Genomic DNA, 16,186 nt, shown 5'->3' with positions numbered 1-16,186 from the left:
GATACCACAGGGTATCCTTTTTGTTTTCAACTCAAGTATTTTTTATTTAATAGCTTTATAAGTTATAGCCCGACTCATCATGTTCATTTAAGTCTAAACCGGTTGTTTCTTGTTCTTCCGATACTCTTAAACCATTAGTCATTAACGCGACTAATTTAAATAACAGATAAGAAACAATGGCGGTATAAGCAATGGTAGCAATTATACCTATCATTTGAACAGTAACTTGTTCTGTCATCGAAGTGATACCTTCAGCAAAACCATAGCCACTAAAAGCGCCTAACTCAGCTGAAGAAAAAATTCCTGCTAAAAACGTCCCTAAAATTCCGCCAACGCCATGAACCGGAAAAACATCGAGTGAGTCATCTATTTTTAGTTTTTGTTTAATATAAACGGTTGCGTAAAAACAAACAAAACCGGCTAATAAACCAATGATTAACGCTCCGCCAGGGCCAACAAATCCAGAGGCTGGTGTGATTGTACCTAGACCGGCTACCATACCAGTTACCGCACCTAAAACACTGGCTTTACCAAATTTTTTCCATTCAATCGCAGCCCAAGTTAAAGCCCCCATAGACGCTGAAATATGCGTAACTAGCATTGCCATAGAAGCATCACCTGTCGCTGCTAATGCACTTCCACCATTAAAGCCAAACCAACCGACCCATAACAGCCCTGCACCCGTTACTGTCATGGTTAAATTATGTGGCATCATAGGTGTTTTTGGAAACCCCATTCTAGGTCCTAAAACAACCGCAGCAACTAAAGCGGCAACACCTGCTGTGATATGAACAACAGTTCCACCGGCAAAGTCATATAAGCCCATTTGAGCTAACCAACCACCGCCCCATACCCAATGAGTAATAGGAGCATAAACAGTCAGTAACCATAATGCAGAAAAAATTAATACCGCTGAAAATTTCATACGTTCAGCAAATGCACCAATAATTAGCGCCGGTGTGATCACCGCAAAAGTCATTTGAAATAACATAAACAGACTTTCGGGAATATCACCACTTAGAGTGTTTTTATCAACCCCCATCATTAACACTTTACTAAAATCGCCAATCCACGCATTACCTTCACCAAAGGCTAAGCTATAGCCAACGACTAACCATAAAACGGATGAAATACCCGCAATAGCAAAACATTGCATTAAGATTGAAAGTATGTTTTTACGACGTACTAAACCGCCATAAAATAAAGCTAAGCCTGGCAAAGTCATTAATAAGACTAAGGCTGTTGACGTTAATATCCAGGCTGTATTGGCGCCATTCAAGCCATTTTCACTTGCTGAACTTGTAAAAGACAACAATGAAAAAAATGACAATAAAATAAATTTGATCATAAAGTTTTCCAGTTATATTTTGTTTTTTGCTAATTAAAGAGCTTCTTCATCCGTTTCACCGGTACGAATTCGAACGGCTTGTTCAACATTAGTGACAAACACTTTGCCGTCACCAATTTTTCCAGTGCGTGCAGATGCGACGATAGCTTCAATAGTACGTTCTACTAACTCATCTTGAATGCTAATCTCAATTTTAACTTTTGGGAGAAAATCAATGCTGTATTCTGCTCCTCGGTACAGCTCTGTATGGCCTTTTTGACGTCCGAAGCCTTTTACTTCTGATATCGTCATACCATCAATACCAATGTCACTTAAAGCTTCTCTTACATCATCTAATTTAAAAGGTTTGATTATCGTCGTTATTAATTTCATTTGTTCACCTTTAGTGCGTACTTTATTGTTACCATTTAAACGACCCGACAACATGCACAATTTAAGCCCATTTTATAATCCCAATAAATTCATATATTTACTACAAAAGTCATTAAAAAAGCACCAAAACACCGCACCATTTCAGTGCACAAAAACCAACAAGCATGCCTTGGTGGTGCAGAAAATTATTTCTATGCTCAATTGTGGTGATAAATAAATAAGACATTAATAATTTAAAATTGTTAATAGCTTAATGACTTCATAACGCTCGCTCTGTATAATCGCGCGCAATAACTCTTCAGGCAGATCTACTAGGTAAACTTTTCATGTTAAGTGCAAATAACATTACACAACAATTCGGTGCGAAACCTTTATTTGAAAATATCTCTCAAAAATTTGGCGGTGGTAACCGCTACGGTTTAATTGGTGCGAATGGTTGTGGCAAATCAACTTTCATGAAAATTTTAGGCAATGATCTTGAACAAACTAGCGGCAACGTCAGTTTAGATCCTAACGAACGTATCGGTAAACTTCGTCAAGACCAATTTGGTTTTGAAGAATACACAGTTGTTGATACCGTGATTATGGGTCATAGCGAACTTTGGGCTGTTAAGGAAGAACGCGATCGTATTTATGCATTACCTGAAATGAGTGAAGAAGATGGTATGCGCGCTGGAGATTTAGAATCTGAATATGCCGAAATGGACGGTTATAGTGCCGAAAGTCGTGCAGGTGAGCTATTAATGGGCGTTGGTATTCCTGTTGAACAGCATTTTGGCTTGATGAGTGAAGTTGCCCCAGGTTGGAAATTACGTGTCCTTCTTGCTCAGGCGCTATTTTCTGATCCCGATATTTTGTTACTTGACGAACCGACCAACAACTTGGATATTCACACGATTCAGTGGCTTGAAGAAACGCTCAATGAACGTGATTCAACCATGATAATTATTTCGCATGATCGACACTTCTTAAATAGCGTTTGTACTCATATGGCTGATTTAGATTATGGTGAGCTTCGTGTATTTCCGGGTAATTATGATGAATACATGCTTGCAGCCACGCAAGCTCGTGCACAATTATTAGCAGATAATGCCAAGAAAAAAGCACAAATTGGTGAATTACAAGCTTTCGTTGCACGATTCTCCGCGAATGCTTCCAAAGCAAAGCAAGCAACTTCACGCGCCAAACAAATTGATAAAATTCAATTAGCAGAAGTTAAAGCATCAAGTCGAGTTAATCCGTTTATCCGCTTTGATCAAGAGAAGAAATTATTCCGAAATGCGTTAGTCATCGAACAAATGAACAAAACATTTAACGTGGGTAGCGATGAAGAAAATCATGTTCTTAAAAATATTGATTTAATGATTGAAGTCGGCGAACGTGTGGCCGTTATTGGTGAAAATGGTATAGGTAAAACCACCTTTTTACGTACGTTAATGAACGAAGTGGATTACCAACCAACCTCAGGGGAATTCACCTGGTCGGAAAATGTTAATATTGGTTATTATGCTCAAGATCACGCTCATGAATTTGAAAACGACATGACCCTATTTGAATGGATGAGTCAGTGGCGTCAACCTACCGATGATGAACAAGCCGTACGTGGTTATTTAGGACGTTTACTTTTTTCTGCAGACGATATTAAGAAGTCAGTTAAAGTATTATCAGGTGGTGAGCAAGGTCGAATGCTTTTTGGTAAAATCATGATGCAACGTCCAAATATTCTAATTATGGATGAGCCAACTAATCACATGGACATGGAATCGATTGAGTCGTTAAATATGGCAATGGAAAAGTTTGAAGGAACCATTATTTTTGTTAGTCATGACCGCGAGTTTGTATCAAGTATTGCAACTCGAGTAATCGAGTTAAAAGAAGATGGATATACAGACTTTGCAGGAACTTACGATGAGTATTTAGCCAGTCAAGAATAACAAATAAATTAACGAGTAAGCGATACACCAATGGTTCGGCTTACTCATTGCTCCTATTAAATAAGGATTACTTTTGCTTAGTTATCGTCATGCCTTTCACGCGGGAAATTTTGCCGACGTCTTAAAACATTCTGTACTGACTTTAGTGCTTGAATATATGACGAGAAAAGAAAAAGGCTTTTATTACATTGATAGTCATTCTGGTGCGGGCATGTATTCGCTAGCCGATGAATATGCGCAAAAAACGGGTGAATTTAAAGACGGTATTGCGAAACTTATTAATCAAGCTGATATACCTGAAGCGTTAATTGACTACGTCAATTTAATAAAGTCTTTTAATGAAGATGGTGAGCTAGATTACTATCCGGGCTCTCCTGCCATTGCAAAATATTTTGACCGCCGTCAAGACAGCGCTCACTTATTTGAACTACACCCTAATGACATCCAATTATTATCTGAATATTGCCAACGTTGGCATAAATCACATGTCAATCAATCGGATGGTTATCAAGGTGTATTAGGTTTAGTACCCCCACCAAGTAGGCGAGGCGTAGTATTAATTGACCCGCCTTATGAGTTAAAAGAAGATTATTCAAAAGCGGTAAAAACGATTATTAACGCCTACAAAAAGTTTGCCACCGGCACATATATATTATGGTACCCGGTTGTTAAACGAGAATTAGTCGTTGCAATGCAAAATCAGTTTAGTCAAAGTAGTATTAAAAATGTTTTACAAGTTGAATACTGTCAGCTAGAAGATACCGATGAGTACGGTATGACAGGTACAGGGTTATTTATTGTCAATCCTCCTTGGCAATTAAATAAACAATTATCTGAGATCTTACCTTTTGTTAAAGAAAAACTTGGCAACACACAAAGCCATTTCTTATTAAAACAGCTTGTTGGAGAATAGTTATCAATAACAAAAGTTAATAAAAAAACTCAAATACTAAGGTATTTGAGTTTTCCATTATTAATTATTTACATTATTGAAGTTAAATGAAAATTAGCTTAACCCGTTTTCTGCGAATCAAAGAAATCTATTATATTTTCCTGACGATGTTCGATAACAGTAACCGCGACTTCCATCCCATCAACAGTCCACTTTTCATTGAGATCATTATATAAAACCCTAGCGATTAGTGTTTTTAATGAATCATCACTATAACTGACAATCATATTACAGATATGGTTATGTACTTGTTGATAATCAGGTATTGCCACATGCACAGGCTCAATTTTTTTACCTGTTAATGTTCTTTTTTGATACCAATCTTTCGGTATGATTTTGAACTCCCTTGCCATATAAAATCCCTTTAAACGGTAATACAAACTCCACTTAAATAAATAATAGTTGATAATTGAAGTTTTACCTTATTATTTTAGTAATAAATTACATCAAATAGATCATTGGCTAGGTAATATTTCTTTATAGCGATTTGGGTTATTAAACTGATTAATCATTAACATGATTTTATTGACATCGTGCTTATTTGAAAACGATTGTGAAAATGCAATAAAAGACGGCTCTTCGAGTGTTGAAATAGACATAACAGCAATCTTATCTTCTATCCCCATCTCTTGGATTGATGTATACGCCGCAAAACCATCAGTACCAACCAAATCAACACGCTTAAGCAATAACATGTTTAAAGCATCGTCTAATCGAGTAACTTCTGCGATCTCGATCAATCCTTTATTTTTTGCTTCATCAAATTGCACACCTAACAAAACAGCCCGTACTTTTGCGACAGTTTTTTTGTTTTTCATTTCTTCAAAGCTAGTAAATTCAAATTTATCATGACTATTTTTTATGAACACAGAGCCGTAAAAGTTAATTAACTGTTGTTGAGGATATACTAAATATTTGGCGCGCTCCTCGGTATAAAGTGCCGGCATAATTGCATCAGCATTGCCACTTTTCACTTCGAGCATTGCTCGGCCCCAAGGCATGATAGTCACATTAAATTTCAATGAAGTTTGTGCGCTAACTTCATTCAATGTATCAATGAGTAAACCTTCTGCTTTTTTATCGACATTATTATAAATAAGCGGCTTCAATTCAGGGGCAACAATATTAATGATAATTTCATCATCAAAAGGTTCTACGTATATTGTTTCAGACGCCTGACTAAAAGCCTTGATAGATAATAAAGCCAATAAAAGTAGGCTACTAATTTTTACAAATATACTATTCAACTTCGGGGGTACTACCAGTTTCTAATTCATTAGCAAGTTTGGCTTTCTTCTTTTTCATCACTGGCATATTGCCAACATCTTGAGCAAAGAATGTTTTTTTCTGTGTTTTATTTACTTTCGTTTTTTTATTTTTTGAACCTTCTGATTTCTTCTTCGTATTGTCTATTGCTCTCGCTTTCGGCTTTTTAGGTTTTATCCCTTTAAATTTAGCTTTTAATCCTTCAACAAAGTCGAATGTGAAATTTTGTTGTAAGAACAACTCTATGTTTTTAAAACTCAACCAATCTTTTGGTCCAACAAACGAAATTGACTCACCTTTATTCCCTGCTCTACCTGTTCGACCAATGCGATGAACAAATTCTTCCGTATGTTTTGGTAAATCAAAATTTATCACATGTGAAACGTTCACTAAATCTAAACCACGTGACGCTAAGTCAGTAGTGATTAAAATCTTTTGTTGGCCTTTGGCAAAACCATCCATAATTTGATTTCGTTGGCTTTGATTTAAATCACCACTTAAAGCAACGGTACTTAACCCTTGTGAAGATAATTTCACCGATAACCTTTCGGTATCAGCGCGAGTTGCTGTGAAGATTATAAGTTGCTGATATTTTTCAGCTGATAAAAAGTGCTCAAGTAGTAATTCTTTATGATCGAGATTATCTGAAAAATAAAAACGTTTGCTGATGTCTTTATGTTCAGTATGTGCGGCACCTATGGCAATTCTTTTAGGTTTCGTTAATAACTCAAGTGCGAAATCATTAATTTGAGCATGATCTAAGGTTGCTGAAAACAATAAGGTTTGACGTTTTCGGTGATCGGCCGCTTTATTAATCAATTTAAGTTCTTTGGAAAAGCCTAAATCAAGCATGCGATCAGCTTCATCTAAAATCAGTAACTCTAAACCATTTAAATAAAAATGCCCTTTGGTTAGATGATCAGCAAGTCGTCCCGGAGTGGCCACTAAAAAGTGAGGATCTTTTTCTAAAGTTTTCACTTGATCGTTAAAATTCTCACCCCCAAGAATCAACACAGCCTTAAATTGTGTACCAGCAGTGAATAAACGTAATTGCGTAAAAACTTGTTTGGCTAACTCTCTGGTTGGCGTAAGAATAACCACCCGAGGATCTCTTTTACTCAAGGCTCTATTTTTCATTAAACGCTGAAGCGCTGGTAATATAAAAGCTAAAGTTTTACCTGAACCAGTTTTTGACGATGCGATAAGATCTTGGCCGGTCATAGCTACTGGTATTGCTTGTTGTTGAATATCTGTTGGCTCGTTAAAGCCTAAATGTTCGATAGTCGACATCAATCGTTTATCTAACCCAAAATCGCTAAATGACAAAGCCTACTCCTACTTGTTATTTATAAAATATTTATACCTTGCCTATTATAACCTGTAACGAATAAGCTGTAACGAATAACTTCAATTGTTCATTTACCTTTTCTGTAAATTTATATAAAAAGGTATGAACTAATAAATGGAATATCCACATGTATATTAAAAAAATTATTTTGCTGTTATTTGTGTTGCAATCATTCACAAGTATTGCAAACGAAAAGACACAAGTTTTATCACCAATAAACACTATGTTTGATGCAATGCGCGAACATGATAGTAAAAAATTTCTTAAACAATTTACTCAAGAAGCAATCCTTGAAAGAGCAACAACACATGATGAAATAAAAAAATCTGATTTAATGAAGTTTGCCGAATTTATTGAAGGGTCTAAAAAGCATCTAGATGAAAAGCTATTTAATATAAAAGTTCAAGAAAGTGGCAATTTAGCATCAGTATGGGCACCTTTTGCTTTTTATGTAGATGGTAAACTAAGTCATTGTGGCGTAAATAGTTTTCAATTAATCAAACAAAATGAACAATGGAAAATAAGATATTTAATCGATAATGTTTATCAAGGGGATTGTCAGACGTTTATTGAACAGCATAAAAAAAGCCGCTAATGCGGCTTTTTCTCGTTAACCATATCGCTTATAAATTATCAGCGTTATCTGTTAAGTAAGATGCAACACCTTCAGGAGAAGCTGTCATACCTTTGTCGCCTTTGTTCCAACCAGCTGGACAAACTTCACCGTGTTCTTGGTGGAATTGTAACGCGTCAACCATACGAATCATTTCATCAACATTACGGCCTAAAGGTAAATCGTTCACTACTTGATGACGAACATTGCCTTCTTCATCAATTAAGAAAGAACCACGGAAAGCAACACCTGCTTCTGGATGCTCAACATCATATGCTTGACAAATGTCATGCTTAACATCAGCAACTAAAGTGTATTGAACTGGACCAATACCGCCTTCGTTTACTGGAGTGTTTCTCCATGCATTGTGTGAAAATTGAGAATCAATAGAAACACCAATAACTTCAACACCACGGCTTTTGAATTCTTCAAAACGGTGATCAAATGCTAATAATTCTGAAGGGCAAACAAATGTAAAATCTAAAGGATAGAAAAACACTACGGCTTTTTTACCTTTAATTGCTTCAGATAAAGTAAAGCTATCTACGATTTCACCGCTACCTAACACAGCTGCTGCTGTAAAGTCCGGAGCTGGACGACCAACTAATACACTCATTTTTTTCTCCATGATTTGTCTATAAAATTTATTAAACGTTTACGTCTCCACTAAGTATTGAGACATAAACGTTTTTTTCAATGCTTTTTAAATAAAAAATACTTATTCTGAAACTTGTTTCGCTGCTGCTTCTTTAATTAGCGTTTGTAATTCACCTTGTTGATACATTTCCATAATAATATCGCAGCCACCGACTAATTCACCATCAACCCATAATTGTGGAAAAGTTGGCCAATCGGCATATTTAGGTAATTCACTACGAATATCAGGATTTTGTAAAATATCCACAAATGCAAATTTTTCACCGCAAGCCATTAATGCTTGAGAAGCTTGAGAAGAGAATCCACAGCTTGGTAATTTTGGTGAACCTTTCATATAAAGTAAAATATTGTTTTCTGCAATTTGTTCTTTAATTTTTTCAATAGTGTCCATATCAACCTTCAATTTCACGTGTAATACTTATTGCATTAAATAATGGTGGCGGAACCTTTATTATTCAACCCAATAAATACTAATAATTAAAATGTTCTAAGTTAAAACTATTTACCTTGATAAATACGCTGGCAAAACCAATTTATTTGGGTAAAATATGCATAGTTTTTAATACCTGAGTATTTTACTCGGTTTTTACCAAAAGCAAACAACTTCTTTATTTTTGGGTAAAATAAATCTTTCTAATTAATTCCTGGAGAATATAATGGCTATCGAATTACCAGCGTTACCTTATGCACAAGATGCATTAGCACCACACATTTCAGCAGAAACGTTAGAGTACCACTACGGCAAGCATCACAATACTTACGTAGTTAAACTTAACGGTTTAATCGAAGGTACTGAATTTGATGGAAAATCATTAGAAGATATCGTAAAAACATCTTCAGCAGGCATTTTTAACAATGCGGCTCAAATTTGGAACCATACTTTTTATTGGAACAGCTTAAGCCCTAACGGTGGTGGTGAGCCAACTGGCGCATTAGCCGATGCAATTAACGCTAGCTTTGGCTCTTTCGAAGAATTTAAAGCTAAATTCACTGACAGTGCTATCAATAACTTTGGTTCAAGCTGGACTTGGTTAGTGAAAAATGCTGACGGTAGCTTAGCAATAGTTAACACTTCAAACGCAGCAACACCATTAACAGATGAAGGCGTTACGCCAATTATCACTGTAGATTTATGGGAACATGCTTATTACATTGATTACCGTAATTTACGCCCTAGCTATATGAATGCTTTTTGGGCTTTAGCTAACTGGGATTTTGCTTCAGCAAACTTCGCATAAAATAACATTTCAATATAAAATGTATTAAAAACCAGAGGTTATCTCTGGTTTTTTTATGGCTAAAATTCTATTAAGTCATCTCTATTTCCGCAATTATAATATCTATTGTTTTAGTGGCTTACCTAATGTTAGTCAGTGTATTCATTTACAAATTTTTTCGTAGTTTTCTCACACCTTCAAAAAATAGAGACTAAACTTAATATAGTGAATATCAATTGGACCAATTAATTGCTCCGTTTGGTATAAAGTGAATTGTCGGTCTTTATATTAATAAAGCTGAGCGAGCAAATACCCGTTATTTGTATTTACTCTCTTTTCTGTCAATAGCTCAGCTTTGATATGTTTATCAATTTTTTGGGGGCAGTTATGAGTATTTTTAAACACTATCAATCTCGTTACGATGAATCAAAAGAAGAAACTTGTTCAGTACAAGATTTTCTCTCGCTTTGTCAAAAAGACAAATCTGCCTATGCTAGTGCCGCCGAGCGATTATTAAGTGCAATCGGCGAACCTGAAATGATAGATACTTCATCAGAGCCACGACTTAGTAGGATTTTTTCCAATAGAGTTATCGCTCGCTACCCTGCTTTTAAAGAGTTTTATGGTATGGAAGATGCCATTGAACAAATTGTTTCTTATTTAACGCACGCCTCACAAGGTTTAGAAGAACAAAAACAAATACTCTATTTATTAGGTCCTGTTGGTGGCGGCAAATCTTCGCTCGCCGAAAAATTAAAAGCCTTAATGCAACAAGAGCCTATTTACGTACTGAGTGCAAACGGTGAAAGAAGCCCAGTAAATGACCACCCTTTTTGTTTATTTGATAAACATTCTGATGGCAAAATTTTACTAGATGATTACAACATTCCAGAGCGTTATTTAAATACTATTATGTCTCCTTGGGTGGCAAAACGTTTACATGAATTTCAAGGCGATATTAGTAAATTTGAAGTAGTTAAAATCTACCCTTCTATACTTGATCAAATTGCTATCGCTAAAACTGAGCCCGGCGATGACAATAACCAAGATATTTCAGCACTTGTCGGTAAAGTAGATATTCGACAATTAGAGCATTATGCGCAAAATGATCCTGACGCCTACAGTTACTCTGGAGCTCTATGTCGAGCAAACCAAGGCTTGATGGAATTTGTTGAAATGTTCAAAGCCCCTATCAAAGTGTTGCATCCGCTACTAACCGCTACACAAGAAGGTAATTACAATCCTACCGAAGGTTTATCTGCATTACCTTTTGCAGGTATTTTACTCGCGCATTCAAATGAATCGGAATGGCAAACTTTTAGAAATAATAAAAATAATGAAGCCTTTTTAGATCGCGTTTATATCGTAAAAGTACCTTATTGCATGCGCGTATCTGAAGAAGTTAAAATTTATCAAAAACTTCTCCAAAACAGCGAGCTCGCCCAAGCACAATGTGCACCTGACACCTTAGAAACCTTAGCGCAATTTTCTGTATTATCGCGATTAAAAGATCCTGAAAACTCTAGTATTTATTCTAAAATGCGTGTTTATGACGGCGAGAGTTTAAAAGATACAGATCCCAAAGCGAAGTCTTACCAAGAATATACAGATTACGCTGGTGTCGATGAAGGCATGTCAGGCTTATCAACCCGCTTTGCTTTTAAAATACTATCTCGTGTCTTTAATTTTGACCATATGGAAGTAGCAGCAAACCCGGTTCATTTATTTTATGTACTTGAACAGCAAATTGAACGTGAACAATTACCAAAAGAAGTGGCCGATCGATATTTAGAATTTATCAAAGGCTATCTATCTCCTCAATATATTGATTTTATTGGCAAAGAAATTCAAACCGCTTATCTTGAGTCTTATTCTGAATATGGACAAAACATTTTTGATCGTTACGTCACTTATGCCGACTTTTGGATTCAAGATCAAGAATATCGCGACGCTGAAACAGGACAATTATTTGATCGTGAAGCCTTAAATAACGAACTAGAGAAAATAGAAAAGCCGGCTGGCATTAGTAATCCAAAAGATTTTAGAAATGAAATCGTCAATTTTGTCCTCAGGGCTAAAGCTAATAATAACGGTACTAATCCTGTGTGGACAAGTTATGAAAAACTACGCACTGTGATAGAGAAAAAAATGTTTTCGAATACCGAAGACTTACTCCCGGTTATCTCTTTTAACACGAAAACCTCTAATGATGATCAGCAAAAACATGATGACTTTGTCGAACGTATGATGAGCAAAGGTTATACAAAAAAACAAGTCCGATTGTTATCTGAATGGTATTTACGCGTGAGAAAATCTTCTTAAGGTAAGCGCTAAACAGGCATTTGTGAGGTAGCCATTATGGCAAATTTTATCGATCGAAGACTCAATAGTAAGAATAAAAGTACCGTTAATCGACAACGATTTATTCGACGCTATAAATCGCAAATTAAAAAATCCGTTGAACAAGCGGTTAATAAACGGGGTGTCACTGATATTGATAGCGGTGAAAGCATCACCATTACCAAAAAAGATCTTAGTGAGCCTACTTTTCATCAAGGTCAAGGCGGCATAAAAGACAGAGTGCATCCAGGTAACGATCAATATAACACCGGCGATCAAATACAACGACCGCCTCAACAATCGGGACAAGGTGCAGGTCAAGGTGAGGCAAGTAATTCAGGTGAAGGAGAAGATGATTTTGTCTTTTCAATTTCAAAAGATGAATATCTCAATATACTTTTTGAAGACTTAGCGCTTCCTAACCTCGAACAAAATCAACTAGATAAGTTAATCGACTATAAAACGGTGCGTGCTGGCTATTGTGCTGAAGGCGTACCTTCAAATATTGATATAGTGAAATCTTTACAAGGCTCAATAGCAAGACGAGTTGCTATGACATCGTCCAAACGTAAAACGTTAAAGGCGCTTGAAGAAGAGTTATTCGCATTACAACAAGACAAGCACGAGCACGTTAAAGAAATTACCGAATTAACGATTGAGATTAACAAACTCAAAGAAAGAATTGCCAAGGTTCCTTTTATAGATACTTTTGATTTACGTTTTAGAAATTATGCCAAAGTAGCAGTTCCCACTTCAAAAGCAGTAATGTTTTGTTTAATGGATGTTTCAGGTTCTATGGACCAAGCGACTAAAGATATCGCGAAACGATTTTATGTATTACTTTATTTATTTTTAACTCGTACGTATCAAACCATTGAAGTGGTTTATATTCGTCATCATACCCAAGCAAAAGAAGTAGATGAACAAGAGTTTTTTTATTCACAAGAAACTGGCGGCACTATAGCTTCTAGCGCTTTAGAGCTGATGATTGACATTATCAATAAAAGATATAACCCAAAAGAGTGGAATATATATGGTGCTCAAGCGTCTGATGGTGATAATTGGGCCGATGACTCTCCTCAATGTCGTCAATTAATGAGTAACAAAATTCTGCCTCTATCACGATATTTTGCTTATATCGAAATTACTCAGCGTACTCATCAAACTTTGTGGCAACAATATTTAACGGTGCAAGATCAATACAGTCATTTTGCTATGCAACACATAAAAACGGTGGAAGATATTTATCCTGTTTTTAGAGAGTTATTTAAGAAAAGCACCCCTCAAGTAGCTTAATTATATACCGTTTGTGCAGTTATTATTTGTACAAATATTTACAGCGGTAAAGGAATATAAACATGGTAAAAAAAAGCATAGGCAAGAAAAATATGTTATCTGATGGGCCTGATTGGACGTTTGAATTACTACAGCAATATAAGGATGAAATTGCTCGAGTCGCAGCAAGCTTTCGTTTAGATACTTATACTAATCAAATCGAAGTGATCACTGCTGAACAAATGATGGATGCTTATGCAAGTGTTGGCATGCCAATTGGTTATAATCATTGGACCTTTGGCAAAAAGTTTATCCAAACTGAACAAACATATAAACGGGGCCAAATGGGATTAGCCTATGAAATAGTCATTAATTCTGATCCCTGTATTTCCTATTTAATGGAAGAAAACTCTATCACCATGCAAGCACTTGTTATGGCACATGCTTGCTATGGTCATAACTCTTTTTTTAAAGGAAATTATTTATTTAACTCGTGGACAGATGCTAGCTCTATAATTGATTATTTAGTTTTTGCTAAAAATTATATTGCCGAATGCGAACACAAATATGGCATTGATGAGGTTGAAGCTTGTTTAGATGCCTGCCACGCATTAATGAACCACGGTGTTGACCGTTATAAACGTCCGCAAAAAATTTCATTAGAGCAAGAGCTTAAACGACAAAAATCACGAGAAGAATATTTGCAATCTCAAGTAAACACCTTATGGCGCACTATCCCGGAAGACGCGAATAAAACCGAAGATAAAAAAATTAACTTTCCGAGTGAGCCACAAGAAAATTTATTGTATTTCATTGAAAAAAACGCACCTTTATTAAAACCTTGGCAACGAGAAGTTGTTCGTATAGTGCGTAAAGTTTCACAATATTTTTATCCGCAAAAACAAACGCAAGTGATGAATGAAGGCTGGGCTTGTTTTTGGCATTACACCATTTTAAATACTTTATTTGATGAAGGCATGGTAAGTGAAAAATTTATGTTGGAGTTTCTTCATAACCATACCAATGTAGTCGCACAGCCTGACTATAACAGTCCTTATTACTCAGGTATTAACCCTTATGCTTTAGGATTTAATATGTTTATGGATATTAAACGAATTTGCCAACAACCAACGGAAGAAGATAAACAATGGTTTCCTGAAATTGCAGGAAGTGATTGGTTAGACACTTTACATTTCGCTATGGAGAACTTCAAAGATGAAAGCTTTATTAGCCAATTTTTATCACCCAAATTAATGCGTGATTTTAAATTTTTTCATATTCATGATGATGATAAAGAAAACTTTATTGAAGTTGCTGCTATACACAACGAGCAAGGCTATCAAAAAATCAGAGCCGCATTATCTGAGCAATACAACTTAAGTAACATCGAAACGAATATTCAAATCACCAAAGCTAATATCAGCGGCGATCGTTCACTGACGTTAAAGTATACCCCTCATCAACAGGTACCGCTTGCCGATTCAAAAGATGAAGTGTTAAAGCATTTATATTATCTATGGCAATTTGACGTTAAATTAACGCAAGAAAATCAGCTAGGTGAAGAAGAAGTTATTGCACAGTGTCCACCAAAAGAAAAAAATCACTAGTTTTAATCGCCGTATTAAAATTACTTTTTTGTATTTTTTGACATGTTTAAAGCTAGCGGCTGACAAACCTAAAACTTTACTCACTTTTGCTAACCAACTCGAAAAAAGATCCCCAAATAACGTTTAACTTTTAGCCTAATTAACAGTTAGTTAACTTAAAATTAAACAAAAACAAATAAAGTAACGCTAATTCATCTTTATTTAAATTATTTCTCTGTATATATAAGAAAATAAACTATCATAATAAGGGTATTAAAAAATTACTGTTAAATTATAGGACTAAAAATGACTAAAATAATTTTACTCGCTAGTGTATTAGCTACAAGCTTATTAATTTCAGCCCCTGCTAAAGCAGATCTTTCATTGCGTGTATGTGAATATGTACAGGCCAATGATAAAAACCGCTTACGCTCATTTTTAAAAGCAAATAAATTAAAAATTAGAAAGATCTACAATGGCTTAATGTGCAATGGTAGTACCTTACTTGCATTTGCCGCAAAATCACAAGCTTTAGAGGTAGGTGAATTTATGATTGGTAAATTGCCAGCGAAAGTTGTTGCAGCTGAAATACCTGAAATTGCAAAATATTCAGCTCATTTAGCGGAAGAAGCTAAAGAAAGATAAAGTTAAATTTATTTATTTCTATCAAATTTGCATCAAAAACTAAGAAAAATGTGCATATTAGCAGCGTTTTGTTGAGAGTTTAGCCAAACAATCAAAAAGTCTTCTTTTTTTGTAAAAAAACGGTTGACGAAGCCGAAACAGATTTGCATAATACGCGCCACTTGCTGAGAGGCAGGTTGGAAAGGCTACATAGCTCAGCTGGTTAGAGCACATCACTCATAATGATGGGGTCCCAGGTTCAAATCCCGGTGTAGCCACCATTAACTCTTAGTGATAGAAATAATGCGGGGTTGGCGGAATTGGTAGACGCGCTGGATTTAGGTTCCAGTATCGCAAGATGTGAGAGTTCAAGTCTCTCACCCCGTACCATTTCAAATAACACATTTCTTCTCGAAACTGTGTTAGAAAGTAAGTTACATTGCAGGGGTATAGCCAAGCGGTAAGGCAGCGGGTTTTGATCCCGTCATTCAGAGGTTCAAATCCTCTTACCCCTGCCACTTTCTTTTTATTCTCAAGTAATATCCGAAAGTTAATTTTGTAACGACAATGAGTTTTCTGCAGGGGTATAGCCAAGCGGTAAGGCAGCGGGTTTTGATCCCGTCATTCAGAGGTTCAAATCCTCTTACCCCTGCC

At 35.9% G+C, this 16,186-nt stretch carries 15 protein-coding genes and 4 tRNA genes; 12 read left to right on the top strand and 7 right to left on the bottom strand.

Annotated features, from left to right (window positions below):
• Positions 1-55 precede the first annotated feature (55 nt).
• Both Q4493_RS13565 and glnK read right to left on the bottom strand, forming a co-directional pair.
• Positions 56-1,348, bottom strand: a complete 1,293-nt coding sequence (locus tag Q4493_RS13565; RefSeq protein ID WP_303453609.1) for an ammonium transporter — start codon at positions 1,346-1,348, stop codon at positions 56-58.
• Positions 1,349-1,381: 33 nt separating this feature from the next.
• Positions 1,382-1,720, bottom strand: a complete 339-nt coding sequence (gene glnK, locus Q4493_RS13560) for a P-II family nitrogen regulator (RefSeq protein WP_303453606.1) — start codon at positions 1,718-1,720, stop codon at positions 1,382-1,384.
• A gap of 326 nt (positions 1,721-2,046) precedes the next feature.
• Between glnK and Q4493_RS13555 the strand changes: the two genes are divergently transcribed.
• Both Q4493_RS13555 and Q4493_RS13550 read left to right on the top strand, forming a co-directional pair.
• Positions 2,047-3,654 (top strand): ABC-F family ATPase, encoded by a 1,608-nt coding sequence (locus Q4493_RS13555; RefSeq protein WP_303453603.1) that lies wholly within the window; start codon positions 2,047-2,049, stop codon positions 3,652-3,654.
• A 73-nt stretch (positions 3,655-3,727) separates the two neighbouring features.
• Positions 3,728-4,567, top strand: a complete 840-nt coding sequence (locus Q4493_RS13550) for a 23S rRNA (adenine(2030)-N(6))-methyltransferase RlmJ (protein ID WP_303453601.1) — start codon at positions 3,728-3,730, stop codon at positions 4,565-4,567.
• Positions 4,568-4,665: 98 nt separating this feature from the next.
• Here Q4493_RS13550 and Q4493_RS13545 read toward each other — a convergent pair whose 3' ends face one another.
• The 3 genes from Q4493_RS13545 to Q4493_RS13535 all read right to left on the bottom strand — a co-directional run bounded on the left by Q4493_RS13545 (position 4,666) and on the right by Q4493_RS13535 (position 7,198).
• The gene (locus Q4493_RS13545; protein WP_303453598.1) at positions 4,666-4,959 is read right to left on the bottom strand and encodes a hypothetical protein; all 294 of its coding nucleotides are present in this window, start codon (positions 4,957-4,959) and stop codon (positions 4,666-4,668) included.
• 102 nt (positions 4,960-5,061) lie between these two features.
• A complete protein-coding gene (locus Q4493_RS13540; RefSeq protein ID WP_303453596.1) occupies positions 5,062-5,814 on the bottom strand; it encodes an ABC transporter substrate-binding protein in 753 nt (250 codons plus the stop codon).
• Positions 5,815-5,845: 31 nt separating this feature from the next.
• A complete protein-coding gene (locus tag Q4493_RS13535; RefSeq protein WP_303453593.1) occupies positions 5,846-7,198 on the bottom strand; it encodes a DEAD/DEAH box helicase in 1,353 nt (450 codons plus the stop codon).
• Positions 7,199-7,347: 149 nt separating this feature from the next.
• Here Q4493_RS13535 and Q4493_RS13530 point away from each other — a divergent pair, with 149 nt between their 5' ends.
• Entirely contained in the window at positions 7,348-7,815 is a 468-nt protein-coding gene (locus tag Q4493_RS13530) for a hypothetical protein (RefSeq protein WP_303453590.1), read from the top strand.
• A 28-nt stretch (positions 7,816-7,843) separates the two neighbouring features.
• On the opposite strand, the gene Q4493_RS13525 is transcribed toward Q4493_RS13530, so the two are convergent.
• Both Q4493_RS13525 and Q4493_RS13520 read right to left on the bottom strand, forming a co-directional pair.
• Entirely contained in the window at positions 7,844-8,449 is a 606-nt protein-coding gene (locus tag Q4493_RS13525) for a peroxiredoxin (protein WP_303453587.1), read from the bottom strand.
• A 102-nt stretch (positions 8,450-8,551) separates the two neighbouring features.
• Positions 8,552-8,881, bottom strand: coding sequence for a Grx4 family monothiol glutaredoxin (locus Q4493_RS13520; RefSeq protein WP_303453856.1), 330 nt, complete (start codon positions 8,879-8,881; stop codon positions 8,552-8,554).
• 265 nt (positions 8,882-9,146) lie between these two features.
• Here Q4493_RS13520 and sodB point away from each other — a divergent pair, with 265 nt between their 5' ends.
• The 9 genes from sodB (at position 9,147) to Q4493_RS13475 (ending at position 16,184) form a co-directional block, all read left to right on the top strand.
• Positions 9,147-9,728 carry a superoxide dismutase [Fe] gene (gene sodB / locus Q4493_RS13515; protein ID WP_303453585.1) on the top strand — a complete coding sequence of 194 codons (582 nt, stop codon included), beginning with the start codon at positions 9,147-9,149 and terminating at the stop codon, positions 9,726-9,728.
• A gap of 366 nt (positions 9,729-10,094) precedes the next feature.
• Positions 10,095-12,029 (top strand): PrkA family serine protein kinase, encoded by a 1,935-nt coding sequence (locus Q4493_RS13510; protein ID WP_303453582.1) that lies wholly within the window; start codon positions 10,095-10,097, stop codon positions 12,027-12,029.
• A 36-nt stretch (positions 12,030-12,065) separates the two neighbouring features.
• The gene (locus Q4493_RS13505) at positions 12,066-13,343 is read left to right on the top strand and encodes a YeaH/YhbH family protein (protein WP_303453579.1); all 1,278 of its coding nucleotides are present in this window, start codon (positions 12,066-12,068) and stop codon (positions 13,341-13,343) included.
• Positions 13,344-13,405: 62 nt separating this feature from the next.
• A complete protein-coding gene (locus tag Q4493_RS13500; protein WP_303453577.1) occupies positions 13,406-14,929 on the top strand; it encodes a SpoVR family protein in 1,524 nt (507 codons plus the stop codon).
• 285 nt (positions 14,930-15,214) lie between these two features.
• Positions 15,215-15,553 (top strand): DUF3718 domain-containing protein, encoded by a 339-nt coding sequence (locus Q4493_RS13495; protein WP_303453574.1) that lies wholly within the window; start codon positions 15,215-15,217, stop codon positions 15,551-15,553.
• A gap of 183 nt (positions 15,554-15,736) precedes the next feature.
• A tRNA-Met gene (locus tag Q4493_RS13490) sits at positions 15,737-15,813 on the top strand.
• 24 nt (positions 15,814-15,837) lie between these two features.
• Positions 15,838-15,922, top strand: a tRNA-Leu gene (locus Q4493_RS13485).
• Between the two features lie 53 nt (positions 15,923-15,975).
• Positions 15,976-16,050: transfer RNA gene (locus tag Q4493_RS13480), tRNA-Gln, on the top strand.
• A gap of 62 nt (positions 16,051-16,112) precedes the next feature.
• Positions 16,113-16,184 (top strand) — tRNA-Gln (locus Q4493_RS13475).
• The last annotated feature ends 2 nt before the right edge of the window (positions 16,185-16,186 follow it).

Source organism: Colwellia sp. 1_MG-2023 (assembly GCF_030546755.1).
Lineage (GTDB): Bacteria > Pseudomonadota > Gammaproteobacteria > Enterobacterales > Alteromonadaceae > Thalassotalea_H.
The sequence above is the reverse complement of the archived record's forward strand: the minus strand, read 5'-3'. Positions and strand labels throughout refer to the sequence as shown.